Below are 19,816 nucleotides of genomic sequence, written 5' to 3' on the forward strand. Positions count from 1 at the left end.
AGTCTCTAATCTGCCCAATCGGGGATATAGCTCAGGCGGTTAGAGCGCTTCGCTGATAACGAAGAGGTCCGAGGTTCAAGTCCTCGTATCCCCACTCTGTGTGAACAACACCCCATCCGGGGCCTTAGCTCAGTTGGTAGAGCGCCTGCTTTGCAAGCAGGATGTCAGGAGTTCGAATCTCCTAGGCTCCACAGTTTCTGTCTCACTTCCGTCACTGCGGCGGAACGATCGCCCGTGTCGGAAACGGACTCGAATACGAGACGCTCGTCGTCACGCTGCCGAGGGTGCCGATCTTTCCGCTCACCTGTTCGAGGTGTCGCATCGATGTGGCGACGACCTTCAGGATGAAACAGTCGTCGCCCGTCACGTGGTGGGCTTCGATCACCTCAGGGGTCTCTGCGAGCAGGTCGTGAAGCGGCTTGTAGACGCTACTCGGGTAGCGCAACCGAAGGAACGCGAGAACGGAGTATCCGAGCCGCTCCGGATCGACGACGGCTCGATACCCGCCGATGACTCCGGCCTCCTCCAGCCGACGGATGCGCTCTGCCACCGCGCTGTTGGACATGTGGACCGTGCGCGCGAGCTCGGCGATCGAGAGCCGGCAGTCTCGCTGAAGCTCGTGAAGGATCGACGAGTCGACGGCATCCGTGCTGAAAGTGGAATGTTCGGCCATGTCGGCATTCTTGCACCATAATCGCGGCGGTCCGTGGTGGATACCGACGATCGTCGCTTCAAAAGCTCGTCGCTGGTTCCTAATCTTGTGGCTATGGAAATCACGGCTACAGAAGCAGCGCGGCACTTCGCATCCAAGCTGCAGTTCGAGACGGATCCGTCCGACGTGAAGGCGGCGCAGGATGCGGGGAGCGGTTCGTGCTCGTCGACTCGCGCGGCGAGGCCGCCTGGCTCCAGGGCCGCATCCCCGGTGCCGTCCACATGCCCACTGCGACGATCCGGGATCGGGCCGAGGGGCTCATCCCTGCCGGCACGCCCGTAGTCGTCTACTGCTGGGGCCCGGGCTGCAACGGTTCGACCAAGGCCGCGCTGCAGTTCAGCCTGCTCGGATACCCCGTCAAGGAGATGATCGGCGGCTTCGAGTACTGGGCGCGCGAGGGACTCGGAATCGTCGATGATGCCGGTCCGATCGATCGAGTGGTGGACGAGCTCACTGCGCCGGTCGGTGTTGGCGCGATCGACTGTGCGTGCTGACGTCGTATGCCGGCGTGCTGACTACCGCTACTTGAGCAGTCTCGACAGCACACGATCGGCCAGCGGTTTACCACCGGTCTGACAGGTCGGGCAGTACTGCAAAGTCGAATCGGCGAAGATCACCTGGCGCACGGTGTCGCCGCACACCGGGCACAGTTCTCCCGTTCTGCCGTGTACCTGCATCCCTTGCTTCTTCTCACTCTTGAGTTCTGAAGCGGCAAGGCCGTCAGCACGTGCCAGCGCATCGCGGAGGGTCGACTGCATCGCGTCGTAGAGGCGCGCAGTGTCGTCGGCCGACATCGCGGCCGGCTTGAACGGGGACATGCGTGCCGTGTGCAGGATCTCGTCGGAGTACGCGTTGCCGATGCCGGCGATGATCCCCTGGTTGCGGAGGATGCCTTTGATCTGCGCGCGTCCCGCATCCTGAAGGATCCGACTGAACACGTCGAGCGTGAACGACTCGTCGAGGGGATCGGGGCCGAGCCGGGCGATACCGGGAACATCCGCCGGGTCGCGGACGACAGAGATGGAGAGGCTCTTCTTGGTTCCGGCCTCGGTGACATCGAAGCCGGTGCCGTCGTCGAGGATGAGCCGAGCTGCCAGCGGTCCTTTGCTGGGGCGACCCGTGGGTGGTGGTGGCGGCGCATCGCGCCAGCGGATCCAGCCCGCACGAGCCAAGTGGATGGCGATATGCAGGTCACCGGCGGCGATGTCCAAGAACTTTCCGTGCCTCGTCACACCGCTGATCGTCGTGCCCGAGAGAGCGGAGACCGGCGGGTCGAACGTCTTCAGGGCAGCGAAAGCCACCACCGTGAGCCGATCGATCACCCGTCCGGTGAGACGTGAATCGAGATCGGCCGCCAGCGCAGTGACTTCCGGCAATTCGGGCACGACACCAGTCTGCTCTTCACCGCCGACAACCGCAGTATGGTGACGAGATGGATATTCGGGTTGCCGCATACGGCGTCATCGTCGACGAGGGTCGCATCCTGCTCGCCCACTGGCGTGAGAACGGTCGATCGGGCTGGACCCTCCCTGGCGGCGGAATCGATCCGGGTGAAGACCCCGTCGACGCCGTCGTGCGCGAGATAGCCGAGGAGACCGGATACGTCGCCGAGCCGGGCGAGCTGCTCGGCATCGACTCCTACATCGTTCCCGCCGAACATCGCTTCGTCGAGGATGCGGGCCCGCTCCATGCGCTCAGGATCGTCTACCGTGCGAGCATCATCGGCGGAAAGCTGACGAACGAACTCGACGGCTCCACCGATGAGGCTGCGTGGTTCAGGCTCACAGCGATCCCGACCCGCCGCGTCGAACTCGTCAACGTCGCATTGCGGATGGCCGGGCTCGCATCCTGAGAATGCGTCAGACCACTCGTGCAGTGGCCGGTCGAACCTGCTCGGCGGGAATCAGGATCCACATTGCGATGTAGGCGATGAACTGCGGTCCCGGAAGCAGGCACGAAATCAGGAAGAGAATACGGACGGTCCACGCCTTCCAACCGAAGCGCTGCGCGATACCGGCGCAGACACCACCGAAGATACGGCCGTTCAGGGGTCTTTGCAGAGTGTTCATACGTCAACACTGACACCCGGCCGAGCCCGCGACTATCGGGGTATCCCCCGATTCTTCCCGGGGGTTTCGAGCTACTCGGAAGCCGGAGCGGTCGGCTCTTCGTCGGCGACCCAGAGCTCGTCGTCGGCTCGGAAGGTCTGCCAGACGGCGTAGAGAACTCCGATCGCGGCGATGACGCCAAGAGCGACGGCGATGACCGTGCCGGCACCCGGGCCGGACTTCTCCGTCGCGGCCGTGGCCTTCTTCTTCACGTCGGAGCCCGCCTTCTTGACTTCGCCGATGAAGGCACGGGCGCGAGCGTCTCGTGCGTGGTCGACGACGGACATCGCGGTTCCGATCGTCGCGCCGACAGCGGGGATCACATCGCTGACGAGACGGTCGCGCGCAGAACTCGCAGCACGTCCGGCGGTCTCAGCGGCCGGACGGACGTAGGTGTCGTAGCCATCGCGCACACGCGGAGCGAGCTCCTCGCGGGTGAGGTGACCGGCCTGCCGGCGAGCCTCGGCCGCAACCGCGTTAGCGTGCGCCAGGACCTCCTGCTGGTGTCCCCACAGTTCTTCGGCGCTACTGCGCAGGCGTTCGAGTTCCTTCTTACGCTTCCGTGTCAGGCTCATCTGGACCTCCATTGCGTCGTCTAGCGAATTGAATCCATCTTGCCACCGAATGGGCTGTGGATGACCCGAGAGCCCACAACCGCTGTGCAAGAATTGATGGCATGTCAAAGCACACCGCTGTCGCCACGCTCCACACTAACTACGGAGACATCAAGGTCAACCTCTTCGGCAATCACGCGCCCAAGACGGTGAAGAACTTCGTCGGACTGGCGACCGGTGAGATCGAGTGGACGAACCCCCGCACCGGGGAGAAGACCAACGACAACCTCTACGACGGCGTCGTGTTCCACCGCATCATCCCGGGCTTCATGATCCAGGGCGGCGACCCGCTCGGCAACGGAACCGGTGGCCCCGGCTTCCAGTTCGATGACGAGATCAGCCCCGAGCTCGACTTCACTCAGCCGTACATCCTCGCGATGGCGAACGCGGGCATCCAGGCGGGCCACGGCACCAACGGCTCGCAGTTCTTCATCACCGTCGGCCCGACCACGTGGCTGCAGGGTAAGCACTCGATCTTCGGCGCCGTCGAAGATGAGGCCTCGCGCAAGATCGTCGACAAGCTCGCCGAACTGCCGACGGATGCACGCGACCGCCCGCTCGACGACGTCGTCATCGAATCGGTCACGGTCGAGCAGGTCTGAACCGGTAGGGAGAAAGCCGAACGATGAGCGAGCCCGTCGATGTTCGGGCGAGCTATTGCTATCGGCACCCGGATCGCGTCAGCTATGTGCTGTGCCAGCGCTGCGGGCGCACGATCTGCCCGGAGTGCCAGACACCGGCCGCTGTCGGTGTGATCTGCCCCGAGTGCATGGCGCAGCAGCGCGCGACTCAGCCGAAGACCAAGCCGGCCATCCTGACCCGGATGACCGGTCGCGGCGCACCCGTCGTCACGTACGCGCTGATCGGCATCTGCGTGGTCGTCTTCATCTTCCAGTCGCTGCCCGGCATCGGCAATTCCGTCACTCAGGCGCTCCAATACGCCGGCGTCTACTCCGATCCGCGGCTCTTCCAGCCGTGGCGGATGCTCACCGCGGTCTTCGCTCATGGCGGCTTCCTCCACATCGCGCTCAACATGTACACGCTGTGGATCTTCGGGATGCTGCTCGAGCCACTGCTGGGGCGCGCTCGGTATCTGGCGCTCTTCCTCATCAGCGGATTCGCCGGGTCGTTGGGGGTGCTCTTGATTGCGAGCCCGACTCAGCCGGTGGTGGGCGCATCCGGAGCCATCTTCGGCATGTTCGGCGCCTTCTTCATCATTCAGCGCCGTATGGGCGGGGATGCCACCCAGCTCCTGGTGTTGATCGGCATCAACCTGGTGATCGGCTTCATCCCGGGTCTGGGCATCGCATGGCAGGCGCATGTCGGCGGTCTGATCGGCGGCGCGCTCGTGGGACTCATCTATGTGGAGACCCGGCGGATCTCGCGCCAGCGCTGGCAGGTGCCCTTGCTCGTAGCGCTCTGCGTCGTTCTCGTGGGGCTGAGCCTCGTGCGCTTCGTATGGCCCAACGCCTGACCGTTCGCCTTCTCTGCTCTGTCCCCACCGCGTGGATAAGTTATCCACAGCCTTATTAACAATGGGGATAATTACACGCGTGTAACTCTCCACAGGCTTATTAACACTGGGGAGAACGACACCGCTGTAGTTTTCCCCTATGTGGACGGATGCTGTGGATAACTCCGTCGCGAAGGCAAGAAAAAGCCCGGGAGCCGCCGAAGTTGGCTCCCGGGCTGAGGTAGGAGGGGACCGGCTAACGCCAGCGGGTGGTCATGAGGAAGCCGATGAAGGCGATGCCGAAGCCGACGAGGATGTTCCAGGCGCCGAGCGCTGGGATCGGGTACTGGTTCTGGCTGACATAGAACACGATGATCCACACCAGGCCGATCAGCATGAAGCCGAACATGACCGGCTTGAACCAGACGGGGTTGGGGGAATCCTCACCGGACTGCGCGACGCTGCGCTCGGGTTTGGTCTTCGACTTGGTGCGTGCCATAGCACCATAGTGTAGCGGGCCGAACTGGGCGGAACCGATGCGACGACGCCAGCGGCGGTTACACAGCTACCGCCACTAGAATTGTGAATATGAGCCTTGCCGATCAGCCTGCGGAAGCGGCGACGAAGAAGCCGCGGCGCCGGCCGACCTTCGTCGGCGTTCTGGGGGAGATCCTGATAACGGCGGGCGTTCTCGTGCTGTTGTTCCTCGGCTGGCAGGTGTGGTGGAACAGCCTGGTTCTCGCTGGTCAGCAGACGAACGCGGCGAGCAGTCAGAGTCAGAAATGGCTCGACGACGCCAAGAAGATCCCGGCTCCGACGGCCGACTCTGCCGATCCGCCGGTCTCTGCCGCCCCTGCCGACTACCAGCCGTTCGCCGTGATCTACGTTCCGCGACTCGGTCCCGACTGGAAGCGCACGATCAGACAGACCGTCGACACCCAGAAGGTCCTCAACAGCTTCGATGCGGGGGTGGGTCACTACAAGGGCTCGCAGATGCCCGGCGAGGTCGGCAACTTCGCGGTGGCCGGACACGACAGCGGGTGGGGCAATACGTTCATCGACCTGTCCAAGCTGCACATCGGCGACCACGTCTACGTGCAGACGCCTGAGGGCTGGTACACGTACACGTTCCGCAACTTCCAGTACGTGCAGCCGACGGCGGTCGGGGTCGTGCTTCCGGTGCCCACACAGCCCGACGTGAAGCCCGTCGACAGGCTCATGACCATCACGACCTGCAATCCGCCGTTCCACTCGGGCGAGCGCCTGATCGCGTACAACGTGTTCCAGGGCTGGCAACCGCCGACGGATGTGCCGAGCGAGATCGCGGCGACCGTGACCGCGAACGGAGGGTGAGACTTGTACGCAGCGCTGTGGCGCATCCTGCCGGGACCGGTGTGGGTGCGCATCCTTATCCTTCTCGTCATCGTCGCGGTGGTGCTCTTCGCCCTCGTGACGTGGGTGTTCCCCTGGGTTGATTCGCTCATGGGTCCCCAGGAAGGTACGGTGAACGCGTGACCCGCGTACTCGTCATCGACAATTACGACAGCTTCGTCTACACGCTCAACGGCTACCTGCAGGAGCTGGGCGCGACCACGGATGTGGTGCGCAACGACGACATCCCCGAGTCGGAGCTGACCGCTCGTCTGGCCGAGTACGACGCGGTGCTGATCTCTCCGGGGCCGGGCAAGCCCGCCGACGCCGGCGTATCCATCCCGGTCGTGCTCGACGCCCTCAAGACGGGTCAACCGCTGCTCGGTGTCTGCCTCGGCCACCAGGCCATTGCAGAGGCGTTCGGCGGTGTGGTCACCAATGCCGAAGAGCTGATGCACGGCAAGACGTCACAGGTCAGTCACGACGACAGCCCCTTCTACGACGGGGTCGGCCAGCCGTTCACGGCGACGCGCTACCACTCGCTGGCCGTCGTGGACGGAACGGTGCCCGACGACCTCATCATCACGGCGCGCACAACTGGCGGGGTCATCATGGGGCTTCGTCACCGGGAGGCACCCATCTACGGCGTGCAGTTCCATCCTGAATCCGTGCTCACCGAGGGCGGCTACCGGATGCTCGGCAACTGGCTCGAGGTCGCCGGCCTCGCCGGAGCGGCCGCCAAGGCGCGCGAGCTGAACCCGCTCGTGAAGCTGGCCTAGCCGAACGCGATCTTCGCAACCGCTTCTGCGTCGGGTCAGCCCGTGCAGTAAGTGAGGTTGACGGTCGAGCCCTGTGGCACATCCCCTGGCGCGACCGATTGGCTGTGCACCAACGGGCTGCCCTGATCGGCTGGACACGTCTTGTCAGGCTGCGGGTTTCCCGTCAGACCCAGCTCGGCGAGGATGCCCGTAGCCGCCTGGATCGACTGACCCGTCAGATCGGTGAGGGTGACGTTTCCGCTGGAGACCGTCAGCGAGATCGCATCGCCCTGATGAGCGGTCGCCGCGGCAGCCGGATCGGTCTTGATCACCACGTTTGCGGCCACCGTCGTAGAGTTCTCCGTCGTCACCGGACCGACTGTGAGACCTGCGGCGGTGATAGCGGCCTGGGCGGCATCCAGAGTCATCCCGTGCACGTCGGGAACGCTGACCGACTTCTTACCGGTCGAGACGTAGACGGTGACAGAGTCGCCCGTGGCGACGACGATGCCCGCTCCCGGGTCCGTGCGGATGACCTGACCCTCGGCGTACGTTGCGCTCTCCTCGGGCGTCTGGGTCCATTTCAGGCCCAGGTCGTCGAGCTTGGCCGTCGCTGCGTCCACCGTCTGGCCGGAGAGATTGGGAACCTCGCGAGAGGTCTCGGGGAGTGAGGTGCTGGGAGCGAGGCGCAGCACCCAGGCGAGCACCGCGATGACGACAACCGCCATCACCGCGAAACCGGCCCAGATCCAGATCACCGGTGGGCGGCGCTGGGTGCGGACCATCGTCTGATCCTCGGCGAGCTGACGGAAGGCGGCCTCCGGACCGGAGACCACACTCGGCGGAGCGCCGAAAAGGGTCTCACCGACCGGGTCGGGCTCTTTGCGCAGCGGGACCTTTCCGGATGCCGCGACCTCGAGGTCGGCGCGGAACTCCGCAACCGTCTGGTAGCGCTCGAAACGGTCCTTGGTCAGTGCATGGGCGACGACCACGTCCAGAGCCGGAGAAACCTTGGGATTGATCGTGCTGGGGGCGACCGGGGTCTCGCTGACGTGCTGATACGCCACGGCGACGGGAGTGTCCCCGCGGAACGGCGGCCGGCCCGTGAGCATCTCGAACAGGACCACGCCGGTGGAGTACAGGTCGGTGCGGGAGTCGACGGACTCACCTTTCGCCTGCTCCGGGGAGAAGTAGCTGGCGGTGCCGAGGATGGCGGTGGTCTGAGCGACCGTGGCAGACGAGTCGCTGATCGCCCGCGCGATCCCGAAGTCCATGACCTTCACCTGGCCGGTCTTCGTGATCATGATGTTGCCCGGCTTGATGTCGCGGTGCACGACGCCGGCGCGGTGGGAGTACTCGAGCGCGGTGAGGATGCCCTCACCGATGCGCACGGCCTCTGAGATCTCGAGCGGACCCTTCTTGATCAGGTCTTTGAGAAGAACACCGTCGACGTACTCCATGACGATGAACGGCAGCTGCGCTTCGTGCCCGTTCGGCTCGCGCACGGTCTCCTCGCCGGCGTCGAAGACGCGGACGATCGTCGGATGCGCCATGCGGGCGGCCGCCTGCGCCTCCTGACGGAAACGGGTGCGGAACGCGGGGTCGGTGGCGAGGGAAGGCTTGAGGAGCTTGATCGCAACGGTGCGGCCCAGACGGGTGTCGACGCCGCGGTGCACATCGGACATACCGCCGCGACCGATGAGTTCGCCCACTTGATATCGGCCTGCGAGCAGGCGGCTATCTGGGCTCAATGCGAACTCCTTCTCTCGGGGCTGCCGATAGTGTAGCGGGGGCTTTCTGAGTATCTCCTATTTGGTCGGGACGACGTCGCCCTAGCGGTTTCTAGCCGTTACCGCCGCCGGCCGCCGCTTTCACGGTGTAGGTCAGCGCCGGGGATTGCGCCGACTCGATCGACTCGCCGCAGAAGATCGTGTACGTGAGTTGGTAGTCGGCCGCCGTGTCCGGTTTCCAAGTGGTGGAAGTGCCAGGGACCGGGGTTTGCTTCTGTCCGTTGATATAGAGCGAGCGACCCACGAGCGTTTGGCCGGCCGGGCATGCAGCAGAGCCGAAAGTCACATTAACGGTATCGCCAACTGCTGCCTGGCCGGACGATGGATTGGCGGTGACTGTGTCGGTCGGGGTCGGGATCGACGCGACAGGGCCGAAGACCTTGACCGTGATCTGGGAGCCCTTGGGGACAGGACCGGTGGGGTTCACGGAGTAGACCGTGTTGACCTGGGCCTGTGTGGTCGCCGGGTTTCCGGTCTCGACATTGGCGACCATCCCGAGGCCCTGCAGCTTGGTGCGCGCCTCATCGGCGGTCAGGCCGTCGAAGTCCGCCTCGTTGATCGGCACAGTGTTGCTGGTCGGCGTCGGGGTCGGGGTCGGGGTGGGTGTCTGCGACTGAGTGGGTGTTTTGGATGCCGTCGTCGGCGCCGGGTTGCCGCTGGGCTGAGCGATGAGCGCGATGATCGTGCCGATGAGCACGAGTGCCAGCAGGGCGATGAGTGCGATCAGCGGCCAGGTCCACGGGCTGCGCTTCTTGGTCGTGGTGGACTTCGGACCCTCCTCGTCCTCCTCCAGCAGATCGACCGAGGCGGCCGACGGGAGGACGGTGGTGGCTTCCGTCGCACCAGCGGGGGCCGACGACATGAGCACCGTCGCGGCGCCGGTCAGGCCGGCCACGCCGAGAATGGCGGGGACGGATGCTGCCGCGGCCTGCACATCCCCTCGCCGCAGTGCCTGGGCGGCGCGCGCCAGGTGGGCCGCCGAAGCGGGCCGGTCGGCGGGGTTCTTGGCGATGCACGCGAAGACCAGGTTGCGAACGGGCTCGGCGACCGTCGGCGGAAGCTCGGGCGGAGCCTCGTTGATCTGAGCCATCGCGATCGCGACCTGCGACTCACCCGTGAACGGTCGGCGGCCGGCCAGGCACTCGTAGGCGACGATGCCGAGCGAGTAGATGTCGGTCGTCGGAGAGGCGGGGTGACCCGAAGCCTGCTCGGGCGAGAGGTACTGCACGGTGCCCATCACCTGGCCGGTGGCGGTGAGGGGAACCTGGTCGGCGATGCGCGCGATTCCGAAGTCGGTGATCTTGACGCGACCGTCGGGCGTGATCAGCAGGTTGCCCGGCTTGATGTCGCGGTGCACGAGGCCCGCGGCGTGGGCTGCGTGCAGAGCTGCCGCCGTCTGGGCGACGATGTCGAGGGTCTTGTCGGTGCTCAGCACGTGCTCGCGCTCGAGGATGGTGGAGAGGGCCTCGCCGGGCACCAGCTCCATCACGAGGAAGGCGCTCCCCTCCTCTTCGCCGTAGTCGAAGACGTTGGCGATGCCCTCGTGGTTGACGAGCGCGGCGTGACGGGCTTCCGCGCGGAAGCGCTCGAGGAAGCCCGGGTCGCCGAGGTACTCGTCTTTGAGGATCTTGATCGCGACGGTGCGTCCGATGACGAGGTCTGTGGCCTGCCACACCTCGCCCATGCCGCCGATCGCGATTCGCGACTGCAGCTCGTAACGTCCCCCGAAGGTGAGCCCTGCTGTGGGTCTCATTTATTCAGCACCGCCTCTAGTACTTTCTTCGCGATCGGAGCGGCGATGGAGTTACCCGAGCCGCTCTGACCTTGGCCACCGCCATTTTCTACAACAACCGCCACAGCGAACTGAGGATCGTCGGCCGGCGCGAAACCCGTGAACCAGAGCGAGTAAGGCTGGTTGGCCCCGTTCTGCGCCGTTCCGGTCTTACCGCCGACCTTGACCCCGTCTATTCTTGCATTGCTCGCCACGCCGTGATCGACCCCGTCGACCATCATCTGTTTGATCGTGTCGGCGTTCTCGCGACTCGACGCCTGGTCGAGCTCACGCGCCTGGAACTTCTCCAGCGTCTGCAGGTCGGCCGAGCGGATCGAGTCGACCAGATTCGGGTACATCACCTTGCCGCCGTTAGCGATGGCGGCGGAGACCATGGCCATCTGCAGCGGGGTGGCGCGGTCGCTCTGCTGCCCGAACGAGCCCTGAGCGCGCTGCGCGGGATCGGTGTAGAGCGGGTACACGCTCGGCTCTACCGGGATCGGGATGCTCAGCTTCTGATTGAACCCGAACTTCTCAGCCTGCGTCTTGATGGTCTGCGGGTCGAGCTGGATGCCGAGCTCGGCGAACGGGATATTGCACGAGAGGATCTGGGCGGTGGCGATGGACACGGTCTCGCCTGGCCCGCAAGTGCTGAAGTTGTCGTTCTTCACGACGGTGCCGCTGCCCGGAAGCTGCAGAGCCGCGGGGTTCGGGAGCTGGCTGTCTTTGGTGTACTTCCCGGTGCCGAAGGCGGTGGCGCTCATGACCGGTTTGAAGGTCGAGCCCGGCGGGTTGAGATTGCCGCCGATCGTGCGATTGATCAGCGGGTCCCCGGGCGTGTCGAGAAGCTGCTGATAGAGCGCGTTGACCTGTTTCGTGTCGTGCGACGCGAGCGCGTTCGGATCGTAGTTGGGCTTGGAGACCATCGCGAGGATCCGGCCGGTCTTCGGCTCGAGCAGTACGACGGCGCCCTGGTAGTTGCCGAGGGCGTCGTAGGCGGCCTGCTGCGCGACCGGGTCGATCGTGGTCTCGACGGATGCGCCCTGCGGGTTCTTGCCGGTGAGGATCGCGTTGACGCGGTCGAAGAACTGCGAGTTGGAAGACCCGCTGAGCTTGTCGTTCAGCGCTCCCTCGAGTCCCGTCGCCTGACCGTTGATCGGGAAGAAGCCGGTGACCGACGAGTACAGCGGCCCGTTGCTGTATACCCTCTGGAACTTGTAGACATCGTCAGCCGGCACCGATTGGGCGACGGGCTGTCCCGCGACGAGGATGGCGCCGCGCTGCTGCGAGTAGCTGTCGTTGCGGGCGCGGCTGTTGCGCGCATCCGCCGTCAGCGTGTCCGCTTGGAAGACCTGGAGGATCGAGGTGGACACGAGGAGGGCCAGGAACATGGCCAGCACGATGATGCTGACGCGTTTGATCTCACGGTTCACTCAGCTCACCACCAGTCGCGGTTGATTGCGCACGGTGTCGGACAGACGCAGGAGCAGGGCCACGATGATCCAGTTGGCCACCAGTGACGAACCACCTGCGGCGAGGAAGGGTGTCGTGAGACCGGTAAGCGGGATGACGCGGGTGACGCCGCCGATCACGATGAAGCACTGCAGGGCGACGGTGAACGACAGTCCGACGGCGAGCAGCTTTCCGAAGTCGTCCTGACCGGCGAACCCGATTCTCAGTCCGCGTGCGACGAACAGCAGGTAAAGGGCGAAGATCGCGAAGAGTCCCGCCAGGCCGAGCTCTTCGCCGAGGCTCGCGATGATGTAGTCGCTGTTGGCGAGCGGGGTGATCCACGGCTGCCCCTGACCGAGGCCGGTGCCGATGAGGCCGCCGTGCGCCAGCCCGAACAGGCCCTGCACGAGCTGAAAGCTTCCGCCGTTGGCGTTGTAGACCTTGTCGGAGAAAGGGATCAGCCAGTTCTGGAAGCGTCCGTTGACGTAGGGGAGGACCTGGCTCGCGATGACGGCGCCGCCGATGATGAGCAACAGGCCGATGATGACCCAGCTGATCCGCGAGGTGGCGACGTAGAGCATCACGAGGAAGAGGCCGAAGATCAGGAGTCCGGTACCGAGGTCGCGCTGGAAGACGATCACGGCCATGGCCATCAGCCAGACGACCAGGATGGGGCCGAGGTCGCGTCCGCGCGGGAGGCGCATCCCGAGGAACTTCTTGCCCACCATCGACAGCGAGTCACGTCGCTGCACGAGGTAGCCGGCGAAGAAGATGGCGAGGCACAGCTTCGCGATTTCGCCGGGCTGGAAGCTGAAGGGGCCGATACGGATCCAGACCCGCGCCCCGAAGATCTCCTGGCCGATCCCGGGCAGCATCGGGAGCAGCAGGAGCACGAGCGCGGCCAGTCCGAAGATGTACGTGTAGCGCTGCAGCACGCGGTGGTTTCGGATGACCATGATCACCACGATCGCGCAGATGATCGCGACCGCGCTCCACACGATCTGACGCACACCCGCGCTCGCCCAGCCGAAGTCTTTGTAGTGGATGTCGATGCGGTAGATCTCTGCGATGCCGATTCCGTTGAGAACGGTGGCGATCGGCAGGAGGAACGGATCCGCCTGGGGCGCGACGTACCGCAGCGCAATGTGCATCCCGAAGACAAGGACAGAGAGGCCGACGAAGAGGTACAGGAGCGTGAGATCGACGTGACCGATGGCACCGAGCTGGACGAGCACAACCGCGGCGGCGTTGACACCGCAGGCGACGATGAGCAGCGCGAGCTCGAGGTTGCGCTGCTTCTTGGGCAGATGCAGCCGTTTGATCGGGCCGGTCGCCGACTTGGGCCGGTCGGCCACCGCGCTCCTACTGTTGACTGACATTGGTCAATTGATCCACGATCATGCGCGCCGAAGCCAGGTCGGCGGCGTTGATGGTCTGCTCGACGAGTTGTTTGTCGTAGGTGGGCAGCTCGCTGACCTTCACGTCGGATTCCTCATAGACGTGGGACAGGCTGATTGGTCCGAGGTTCTGCTGCACACCCTGGAAGACGGCGACGTTGCCCGACGGTGACGCACCGACGAAGTACCGGGACTGGGTCCACTGGTAGCCGAACAGCACGGCCAGGACGATCGCCACCACCACGACGATGATGCCGATGAGCCAGGTGAGTCGGCGGCGGCGCACGCGGCGCTGATCCTCCTCGATGAGCTCGTCGAGGTAGTCCTCCGACTCCGCTTCGAAGTGGGTCGGGCCGGTGGCAGGGCGCACCGGATGCAGCCGCAGCGACGAGAGTCGCCCCGTGCGCGTGGTCGGCTTCGCCTCGGTGCTGAATGACAGCGGTGCTGCGGCAGAACCGACTGTGACCGGATCTTTCATCGTCTCACCGGGCGCGACATCGGCGATGTCCAGGATCACTACGGTCACGTTGTCCGGAGCGCCCGCGTCGAGGCTCTGCCGAACGAGCTTGTCGGCGACCTGCCTCGGTGTGTCGCGGGAAGCGAGAGCGGTAGCGAGGTCCTCGTTCTTGACCACGCCACTCAGACCGTCGGAGCAGATGAGCCAGCGGTCGCCGGGCTGCGTGTCGAGGATCCAGGTGTCGATCTCGGGGGAGGCGTCGACGTCGCCGAGAACGCGCATCAGCACCGAGCGGCGGGGGTGGACCATCGCCTCCTCTTCGGTGATGCGCCCACTGTCGACGAGACGCTGAACGAATGTGTGGTCGATCGATACCTGCTTGAGCTCGCCGTCGCGATACAGGTAGATGCGGGAGTCGCCGATGTGGGCGAGCGCGATTTGATCGCCGACCCGAATCATCGCGCTCACCGTCGTGCCCATGCCGGTGAGTTCAGGATGCTCGAACACGGTCTCCGCGAGCAGCGAGTTTGCCGCAATCAGCGCGGACTGCAGAGCGAACTCCGCTTCGGAGGCCGACGCGTACTCGCGGTCGGCTTCGCGGATGCGGTTGACGGCGATCGCGGAGGCGACATCACCGCCGGCGTGGCCGCCCATCCCGTCGGCGACGACGAAGAGGTCGCGCCCGGCGTATCCGGAGTCCTGGTTGTTCGAGCGGATCTTGCCGACGTGCGAGACGGCCGCTGCCCGGTTGGGTGTGGCCACGGCTTACCGTCGCAGCTCGAACGTCGTCGTGCCGATCTTGATCGGGGTGTCGAGCGGGACCTGGGTCGGGATGGTGACGCGCTTGCCATCGAGGAAAGTGCCGTTGGTGGAGTCCAGGTCTTGGATCATCCACTCGTCGTTCCAGAGCAGCAGGCGGGCGTGGTGGGTGGAGGTGTAGTCGTCACGGATGACGAGGCCGGACTCGCTGGAGCGCCCGATCGTGATCGGATCACGGCCGAGGGCCAGCTCTGTGCCCTGCCGCGGGCCGGAGGTGATGACGAGCCTGTTGGCGGTGAGAACGGTCGCCTTCGAGCTTCCCGCTGCCCTGTTGGCGCCCGACGGAAGGTTGGAGGCGGGCGGTGGCTGCATGGTGGGCATGGTTCCCGGTGCCGCATTGGGACGCGGGGCGACGGGTGCTGAGGCGGCAGGCGCAGATGCGGCGGCGAAAGGGGATGCCGCAGCCTGCGCCTCGGGAAGCTTGCGCACCCGCTGCCCGAACAGGTCGGTTCGCAGGGCATAGACGACGCCGAACACGAACAGCCAGAGCAGGAGTAGGAAGCCGAAACGCAGCACCAGCAGCGTCAGCTCACTGGGGTTCACGACTCGCTCCAGAAGCCGCCGAGGTCGGTGTGGCGCGTCGCGTCGTCGGCGAAGCCGTTGTGCGGCGACGGTGCGGGTGCCGATGCCTGGGGAAGGACACGGAAGACGATGCGCGTTCGCCCGATGGTGATGACCGACTCGGGCTCGAGGATGGCCTTGCGCACCGGCTGGCCGTTCAGCTGCGACCCGTTGGTGGAGCCGAGGTCTTGCACCTGGGCGGTGCGGCCGTCCCAGACGATCTGCACGTGCTTGCGCGAGATGCCCGTGTCGTCGACGGTGATGTCGGCGTCGCTTCCGCGTCCGATCACCGTGGTCGAGTGGGTGAGCGGGTAGCGCTTGCCGCCGATGTCGAGCACAGGCGTCCACGAGACGGAGCCCTTGACGTTCTCGGAGTCGACCTGCAGCATCCCCTCGCCGATGGAGGAGTCTTCGACCAGGTCGATCGAGATGCCGCCAGCGAACTGGTAATGCTGAGTGGTGGCGTGCTGCTGGACGAAAGAGACGAGCTCGTCGGTGAGGGATGCGCCCATCGAGCGCATCCTCTTGTAGTCGCTCGGCGACATCCTGAGCACGAACTTGTTGGGGGCCAGGATGCGGTCGCGCGTGACAACCGCGGCCTTGGTGTCGAGTTCCCGCCTCAGGGCGCTGGTGAGCTCGACTGGTTGCAGCCCCGACCGAAAGGTCTTCGCGAAGGCGCCATTGACGGCGCGTTCGAGACCTCTCTCGAAGTTGTCCAGAATGCCCACAGGTCTCCCGCTCCGGCTCGTCGACTATGAGCATGTTAGTCGGCCCGGGTGGAAAGCCGCCCTAGCGCTCCTCTCTATTGTCTAGAGAATGCGTCCGGGAAACTCCTGTGGAGCCTGGGCGGCCCCTGCCCCGAATTCAGGTTGGGCGGTGCGCCGTGCTATTCTCTCTGAGTTCGCGCGAGTGGCGGAATTGGCAGACGCGCTGGCTTCAGGTGCCAGTGCTCGAAAGGGCGTGGGGGTTCAAGTCCCCCTCGCGCACAGCGAACGAACGGAAGGGCCGGTTCGACAGAAATGTCGAGCCGGCCCTTTTCGCGTCGGTTCGTCTGACGCTGTCTTCGCGGCGGAGGACGTCATGTTCGGCGGTTTCGGCCTGTCGGGGGCGGTGGTCGCGGGTCTATGCTCTGGCCAAGCGGCAGCTTGCCAAGATTTCAGCCGCGACAGTTCGTGATCGGGGTTTCCGTGAAGATCGAATCTGTTACGCCGTTGGGATGTCGGACAGCGGCTGTGGTGGTGGTCGCGCTCGCGCTGTTCGGGCTGGCCGGCTGCGCAAGCGGCAGCACCGACGTCGAGCGGGCCCAGGCGAAGGTGTCGAGCAAGGAGAAGGCCGCGAACGAGGCCAAGGCGGCGCAAGCCGCCGCCGCGGAAACGTTCTGCCAAGCCAGCAAGACCTATATAACGGCCCTCGATCGGTACGGCGACGTGCTGCACGACACGGCACCCACCGTCGGCGACGTCAAGAAGGCGGGTGCAGACCTTGCGGAACCGCGCGACGACGCGTTCGACGGAGCGGAGGCGGCCGTGACGGCGCAGCAAGATTTAGTGGTCGCCGAGCGCGAGCTCGCCGATGCTCGCGCGGAACTGGAGCAGGCCAAGGCGGGGCCGTCGGGCGTGCCGAGCGTCACCGGAACCCCGCAGCCGACGCCCACCCCGTTGGTTCCCGCATCCACGGTCGACCGCGTCAAGAAGGCCGACGCCGAATTCTCCGAGGCGCAGGGTTCGATCAGCGACAAGACGACGCTCGCTGACGCGTCTGAGCAGTTCAACAGTGCGGTCGTCGCGCTCGAGTTCTCGTGGTTGCAGTTGTTCTCTCAGGCAGGGTGCATCCCGGATGCCCAGAAGCAGCAGGCCGCAGCGGCCGTCAGCACCTACGTGACCGCACTCCAACAGGATCTCGCGGCCGCCGGGTATTACAGCGGAAACGTCGACGGCGTCTACGGTCCACAAACGGTCTCGGCTGTCGAGGATCTCCAGAAGGCGAACGGACTGCCTGTTACCGGTGCGGTCGACAAGGCGACTGCTGCCGCTCTGCAGGCCAAGCTCTCGGCGCTGGGCGGCGCGGCCGCCCAGGAAGGGGTGGCGACCACGGCCGCCGTGCAGCAGACGCTGAACCTCGTCGGGTTCTGGGATGGACCCGTGGATGGAGTGTGGACGCCGGCGCTGACTGAGGCGTTGAAGTCGTTCCAGACCCAGCTGGGCGTCGAGCCGACCGGAGTAGTCGATGCGGCGACCATCAGCGCGTTCGAGAAGGCCGTCGATGACCTGAAGCAACCGGCTGCGCCGTCGACACCGTCACCATCACCTTCGAGTTGAGGTGAGTTCTATAGCGGACAGAAAGTGACCGGATGTCTTCCTAGGGCGGATGTATGACCGACACCACAGACATCCGTCCTTTCCGGATGCAGATCGATCAGTCGAGGCTGGACGATCTCGACAATCGCCTGGCTGCGACCCGCTGGCCCGACGAGCTCCCCGGCGTCGGCTGGAGCTACGGAGTGCCGGCGAACTACGCCCGACGCCTCGCCGACTACTGGCAAACCGGGTACGACTGGCGCGAGGCCGAGTCGCGACTCAATGCGTTCCCGCAATTCACCACGCAGATCGACGGGCAGAACGTCCACTTCCTCCACGTGCGGTCGCCCGAACCGGGTGCGTTGCCGCTGATCCTGACCCATGGCTGGCCGGGATCGATCGCCGAGTTCGAGAAGATCATCGGACCGCTCACCGACCCCGCCGCGCACGGCGGAGACCCCGCCGACGCGTTCCACGTCGTTGCGCCGTCGATTCCCGGTTTCGGATTCTCCGGTCCGACGACCGAGACGGGCTGGGACCTCGATCGGGTCGCGCGAGCCTGGGCCGAGCTGATGCACCGTCTCGGCTACGACCGCTATGGCGCACAGGGAGGCGACAGCGGCTCGGTCATCTCGCCGACTCTGGGACGGCTCGCGCCCGAGCATGTCGTCGGCGTGCACGTCAACGGCGGACTCGGATTCCCCACCGGGGATCCGGCGGAGTTCGAGAATCTGACGCCGGCGGAGCTGGGTCGTCTAGCCCAGTATCAGGATATGGACCGCTCGGGATACGCGATCATCCAGTCGACGCGGCCGCAGACGCTCGCGTTCGGGCTCGAGGACTCACCGGCGGGACAGCTGGCGTGGATCGTCGAGAAGTTCAAGGAGTGGACCGATCCGGCCCGCGAGCTGCCCGAGGACGCGGTCGACATCGACCAGCTGCTCACCAACGTCAGCATCTACTGGTTCACTGAGACCGCCGCATCCTCTGCCCGCCTCTACAAGGAGGGACAGAAGGGATGGGGTGCGACGGTTGACTACTCCGCGATCCCCACGGCGTGGCCGTGTTCCCGGGCGACGGGGAGTTCGACGCATCGCGGAGCGGGAGCACAACGTCGTGCACTGGTCGGAGTTCGATCGAGGAGGCCACTTCGCCGCGATGGAGGCGCCCGACCTGCTGGTGCCGGACATCCGGGACTTCTTCCGATCCGTGCGCGACTTGTGATGGTGCCGCATCCGGTTACCGACCGAGTGCGGAGACCGCGATCTCGGTCGCCGCTGCGAGCAGCGCGTTGTCGGGCGTCGCGTCGGGCGCATCCTTTCGCGACATCGTGACGACGACGATCGGCGCTCGGTTTGCTGGATAGAGCACGGCGATGTCGGCGCGCACCCCGTACTCGCCGGTTCCGGTCTTGTCTGCGACCGGCCACGCAGCGTCCGCGCCGGCGCGGATCGTGTCGTCGCCGGTCGTGTTGTCAAGCATCGTGTTTCTCAGGATGGTGCGATCGGCCGTCTCGAGCGAACTCCCGAGCAGAACTTTTCTGATGTCTGTGGCGAATTGTGCGGGGGTTGTCGTGTCGCGCGGATCCCCCGGCAGAGCCTCGTTGAGCTCGGGTTCGATGCGGTCGACCTTGGTGGTGCGGTCGCCGATTCCTCTGAGCCACTGCTCGACGGCGCTCGGTCCGCCGAGACGGGCGACCAGGAGATTGGCGGCCGTGTTGTCGCTGAATCGAAGCATCGCGTCGAGCAGCTCGCGTACGGTCATGCCGGTGTCGACGAAGCGGCTGGTGATCGGCGCGTAGCTGAGCAGATCAGCTTTCGTGAAGTGGACGACGACGTCGAGGTCTGTGGCGGACGACCGCTGGAGGATCGCCGCCGCGATGAACGTCTTGTTGGACGAGGCGAAGGGGAAGCGGTCGCCTGAGCGGTAGCCGACGGTGCGCCCCGAGCCGGTATCGATCGCGGTGACGCCCAAGCGCGCGCCGTGGGAGCGCTCAAGGGCGGCGAAATCGCGCGTCGTGCTCGATTGCAGCGATCCGGACGAGGCCGCTGCAGCCGAAGAAGGCGCCACCATGGCGTTCGGAGCAAGCGATGCCTGCCAGCCGCCCAAGACGATGGATGCCGCGACGGCGGCAACCGTGGAACTGAGAATGAGACCTTTGCGAACATTCATCTCCTCAGCCTCCTGTGTTCGACTGATCCTGTCGAAGACGGAACCGCTCCTATCCATGCTCGAATGGCATTGATCTAGGCTGCT

General features: G+C 65.3%; 22 protein-coding genes and 3 tRNA genes. 12 read left to right on the top strand and 13 right to left on the bottom strand.

What is annotated here, in order from left to right; genetic code table 11:
• Positions 1 to 20: 20 nt before the first annotated feature.
• Positions 21 to 94 (top strand) — tRNA-Ile (locus ACQ86A_RS01335).
• Between the two features lie 24 nt (positions 95 to 118).
• A tRNA-Ala gene (locus ACQ86A_RS01340) sits at positions 119 to 191 on the top strand.
• Positions 192 to 211: 20 nt separating this feature from the next.
• On the opposite strand, the gene ACQ86A_RS01345 is transcribed toward ACQ86A_RS01340, so the two are convergent.
• A complete protein-coding gene (locus tag ACQ86A_RS01345) occupies positions 212 to 673 on the bottom strand; it encodes an Lrp/AsnC family transcriptional regulator (protein ID WP_431278846.1) in 462 nt (153 codons plus the stop codon).
• Positions 674 to 870: 197 nt separating this feature from the next.
• Here ACQ86A_RS01345 and ACQ86A_RS01350 point away from each other — a divergent pair, with 197 nt between their 5' ends.
• The gene (locus ACQ86A_RS01350; RefSeq protein ID WP_431278847.1) at positions 871 to 1,206 is read left to right on the top strand and encodes a rhodanese-like domain-containing protein; all 336 of its coding nucleotides are present in this window, start codon (positions 871 to 873) and stop codon (positions 1,204 to 1,206) included.
• 27 nt (positions 1,207 to 1,233) lie between these two features.
• Here the strand turns inward: ACQ86A_RS01350 and ACQ86A_RS01355 are convergent, their stop codons facing one another.
• Positions 1,234 to 2,097, bottom strand: a complete 864-nt coding sequence (locus ACQ86A_RS01355) for an Fpg/Nei family DNA glycosylase (RefSeq protein ID WP_431278848.1) — start codon at positions 2,095 to 2,097, stop codon at positions 1,234 to 1,236.
• A gap of 47 nt (positions 2,098 to 2,144) precedes the next feature.
• On the opposite strand from ACQ86A_RS01355, the gene ACQ86A_RS01360 reads away from it, so the two are divergent.
• Positions 2,145 to 2,564 carry an NUDIX hydrolase gene (locus tag ACQ86A_RS01360; protein ID WP_431278849.1) on the top strand — a complete coding sequence of 140 codons (420 nt, stop codon included), beginning with the start codon at positions 2,145 to 2,147 and terminating at the stop codon, positions 2,562 to 2,564.
• Between the two features lie 7 nt (positions 2,565 to 2,571).
• Here ACQ86A_RS01360 and ACQ86A_RS01365 read toward each other — a convergent pair whose 3' ends face one another.
• A complete protein-coding gene (locus tag ACQ86A_RS01365; RefSeq protein WP_431278850.1) occupies positions 2,572 to 2,781 on the bottom strand; it encodes a PspC domain-containing protein in 210 nt (69 codons plus the stop codon).
• A 71-nt stretch (positions 2,782 to 2,852) separates the two neighbouring features.
• Positions 2,853 to 3,395, bottom strand: coding sequence for a hypothetical protein (locus ACQ86A_RS01370; RefSeq protein WP_431278851.1), 543 nt, complete (start codon positions 3,393 to 3,395; stop codon positions 2,853 to 2,855).
• 101 nt (positions 3,396 to 3,496) lie between these two features.
• Between ACQ86A_RS01370 and ACQ86A_RS01375 the strand changes: the two genes are divergently transcribed.
• Together ACQ86A_RS01375 and ACQ86A_RS01380 are read left to right on the top strand one after the other, a co-directional pair.
• On the top strand, positions 3,497 to 4,036 hold the full coding sequence (locus ACQ86A_RS01375) for a peptidylprolyl isomerase (protein WP_431278852.1): 540 nt from the start codon (positions 3,497 to 3,499) through the stop codon (positions 4,034 to 4,036).
• Positions 4,037 to 4,059: 23 nt separating this feature from the next.
• The gene (locus ACQ86A_RS01380; RefSeq protein ID WP_431278853.1) at positions 4,060 to 4,908 is read left to right on the top strand and encodes a rhomboid family intramembrane serine protease; all 849 of its coding nucleotides are present in this window, start codon (positions 4,060 to 4,062) and stop codon (positions 4,906 to 4,908) included.
• Between the two features lie 235 nt (positions 4,909 to 5,143).
• Here ACQ86A_RS01380 and ACQ86A_RS01385 read toward each other — a convergent pair whose 3' ends face one another.
• A complete protein-coding gene (locus ACQ86A_RS01385; protein ID WP_387057409.1) occupies positions 5,144 to 5,386 on the bottom strand; it encodes a cell division protein CrgA in 243 nt (80 codons plus the stop codon).
• Positions 5,387 to 5,475: 89 nt separating this feature from the next.
• Here ACQ86A_RS01385 and ACQ86A_RS01390 point away from each other — a divergent pair, with 89 nt between their 5' ends.
• Genes ACQ86A_RS01390 through ACQ86A_RS01400 form a run of 3 tightly spaced genes read left to right on the top strand, consistent with a single transcriptional unit; the run spans position 5,476 to position 7,037 of the window.
• Complete coding sequence (locus ACQ86A_RS01390; RefSeq protein ID WP_431278854.1) at positions 5,476 to 6,240, top strand: class E sortase; 765 nt, start codon at positions 5,476 to 5,478, stop codon at positions 6,238 to 6,240.
• A gap of 3 nt (positions 6,241 to 6,243) precedes the next feature.
• On the top strand, positions 6,244 to 6,402 hold the full coding sequence (locus ACQ86A_RS01395; protein WP_431278855.1) for a hypothetical protein: 159 nt from the start codon (positions 6,244 to 6,246) through the stop codon (positions 6,400 to 6,402).
• Positions 6,399 to 7,037 carry an anthranilate synthase component II gene (locus ACQ86A_RS01400; RefSeq protein ID WP_431278856.1) on the top strand — a complete coding sequence of 213 codons (639 nt, stop codon included), beginning with the start codon at positions 6,399 to 6,401 and terminating at the stop codon, positions 7,035 to 7,037. Before ACQ86A_RS01395 ends, ACQ86A_RS01400 begins: the two co-directional genes overlap by 4 nt.
• A 35-nt stretch (positions 7,038 to 7,072) precedes the next feature.
• On the opposite strand, the gene pknB is transcribed toward ACQ86A_RS01400, so the two are convergent.
• The 7 genes from pknB to ACQ86A_RS01435 form a co-directional block, all read right to left on the bottom strand.
• The gene (gene pknB, locus ACQ86A_RS01405) at positions 7,073 to 8,728 is read right to left on the bottom strand and encodes a Stk1 family PASTA domain-containing Ser/Thr kinase (RefSeq protein WP_431280505.1); all 1,656 of its coding nucleotides are present in this window, start codon (positions 8,726 to 8,728) and stop codon (positions 7,073 to 7,075) included.
• A gap of 130 nt (positions 8,729 to 8,858) precedes the next feature.
• Positions 8,859 to 10,559: a protein kinase domain-containing protein gene (locus ACQ86A_RS01410; protein ID WP_431278857.1), complete on the bottom strand. Its 1,701-nt coding sequence runs from the start codon at positions 10,557 to 10,559 to the stop codon at positions 8,859 to 8,861.
• A complete protein-coding gene (locus ACQ86A_RS01415; protein ID WP_431278858.1) occupies positions 10,556 to 12,010 on the bottom strand; it encodes a peptidoglycan D,D-transpeptidase FtsI family protein in 1,455 nt (484 codons plus the stop codon). The genes ACQ86A_RS01410 and ACQ86A_RS01415 overlap by 4 nt, the downstream gene beginning before the upstream one ends.
• Complete coding sequence (locus tag ACQ86A_RS01420; protein ID WP_431278859.1) at positions 12,011 to 13,408, bottom strand: FtsW/RodA/SpoVE family cell cycle protein; 1,398 nt, start codon at positions 13,406 to 13,408, stop codon at positions 12,011 to 12,013. It abuts the gene before it with no gap.
• The gene (locus ACQ86A_RS01425) at positions 13,392 to 14,645 is read right to left on the bottom strand and encodes a PP2C family protein-serine/threonine phosphatase (RefSeq protein WP_431278860.1); all 1,254 of its coding nucleotides are present in this window, start codon (positions 14,643 to 14,645) and stop codon (positions 13,392 to 13,394) included. The genes ACQ86A_RS01420 and ACQ86A_RS01425 overlap by 17 nt, the downstream gene beginning before the upstream one ends.
• 3 nt (positions 14,646 to 14,648) lie before the next feature.
• Positions 14,649 to 15,245, bottom strand: coding sequence for an FHA domain-containing protein FhaB/FipA (locus ACQ86A_RS01430; protein ID WP_431278861.1), 597 nt, complete (start codon positions 15,243 to 15,245; stop codon positions 14,649 to 14,651).
• Positions 15,242 to 15,991 carry an FhaA domain-containing protein gene (locus ACQ86A_RS01435; protein ID WP_431278862.1) on the bottom strand — a complete coding sequence of 250 codons (750 nt, stop codon included), beginning with the start codon at positions 15,989 to 15,991 and terminating at the stop codon, positions 15,242 to 15,244. Before ACQ86A_RS01435 ends, ACQ86A_RS01430 begins: the two co-directional genes overlap by 4 nt.
• Positions 15,992 to 16,166: 175 nt before the next feature.
• On the opposite strand from ACQ86A_RS01435, the gene ACQ86A_RS01440 reads away from it, so the two are divergent.
• The 3 genes from ACQ86A_RS01440 to ACQ86A_RS01450 all read left to right on the top strand — a co-directional run bounded on the left by ACQ86A_RS01440 (position 16,167) and on the right by ACQ86A_RS01450 (position 18,894).
• A tRNA-Leu gene (locus ACQ86A_RS01440) sits at positions 16,167 to 16,249 on the top strand.
• A 201-nt stretch (positions 16,250 to 16,450) separates the two neighbouring features.
• Positions 16,451 to 17,581 (top strand): peptidoglycan-binding domain-containing protein, encoded by a 1,131-nt coding sequence (locus ACQ86A_RS01445; RefSeq protein ID WP_431278863.1) that lies wholly within the window; start codon positions 16,451 to 16,453, stop codon positions 17,579 to 17,581.
• Between the two features lie 53 nt (positions 17,582 to 17,634).
• Positions 17,635 to 18,894, top strand: a complete 1,260-nt coding sequence (locus ACQ86A_RS01450; protein ID WP_431278864.1) for an epoxide hydrolase family protein — start codon at positions 17,635 to 17,637, stop codon at positions 18,892 to 18,894.
• Here ACQ86A_RS01450 and bla read toward each other — a convergent pair.
• The gene (bla, locus tag ACQ86A_RS01455; protein WP_431278865.1) at positions 18,800 to 19,732 is read right to left on the bottom strand and encodes a class A beta-lactamase; all 933 of its coding nucleotides are present in this window, start codon (positions 19,730 to 19,732) and stop codon (positions 18,800 to 18,802) included. The two genes, ACQ86A_RS01450 and bla, sit on opposite strands and share 95 nt — an antisense overlap.
• Positions 19,733 to 19,816 lie beyond the last annotated feature (84 nt).

The sequence above is a fragment of the Leifsonia poae genome (assembly GCF_050632195.1).
In the GTDB taxonomy this organism is placed as follows: domain Bacteria; phylum Actinomycetota; class Actinomycetes; order Actinomycetales; family Microbacteriaceae; genus Leifsonia; species Leifsonia poae_C.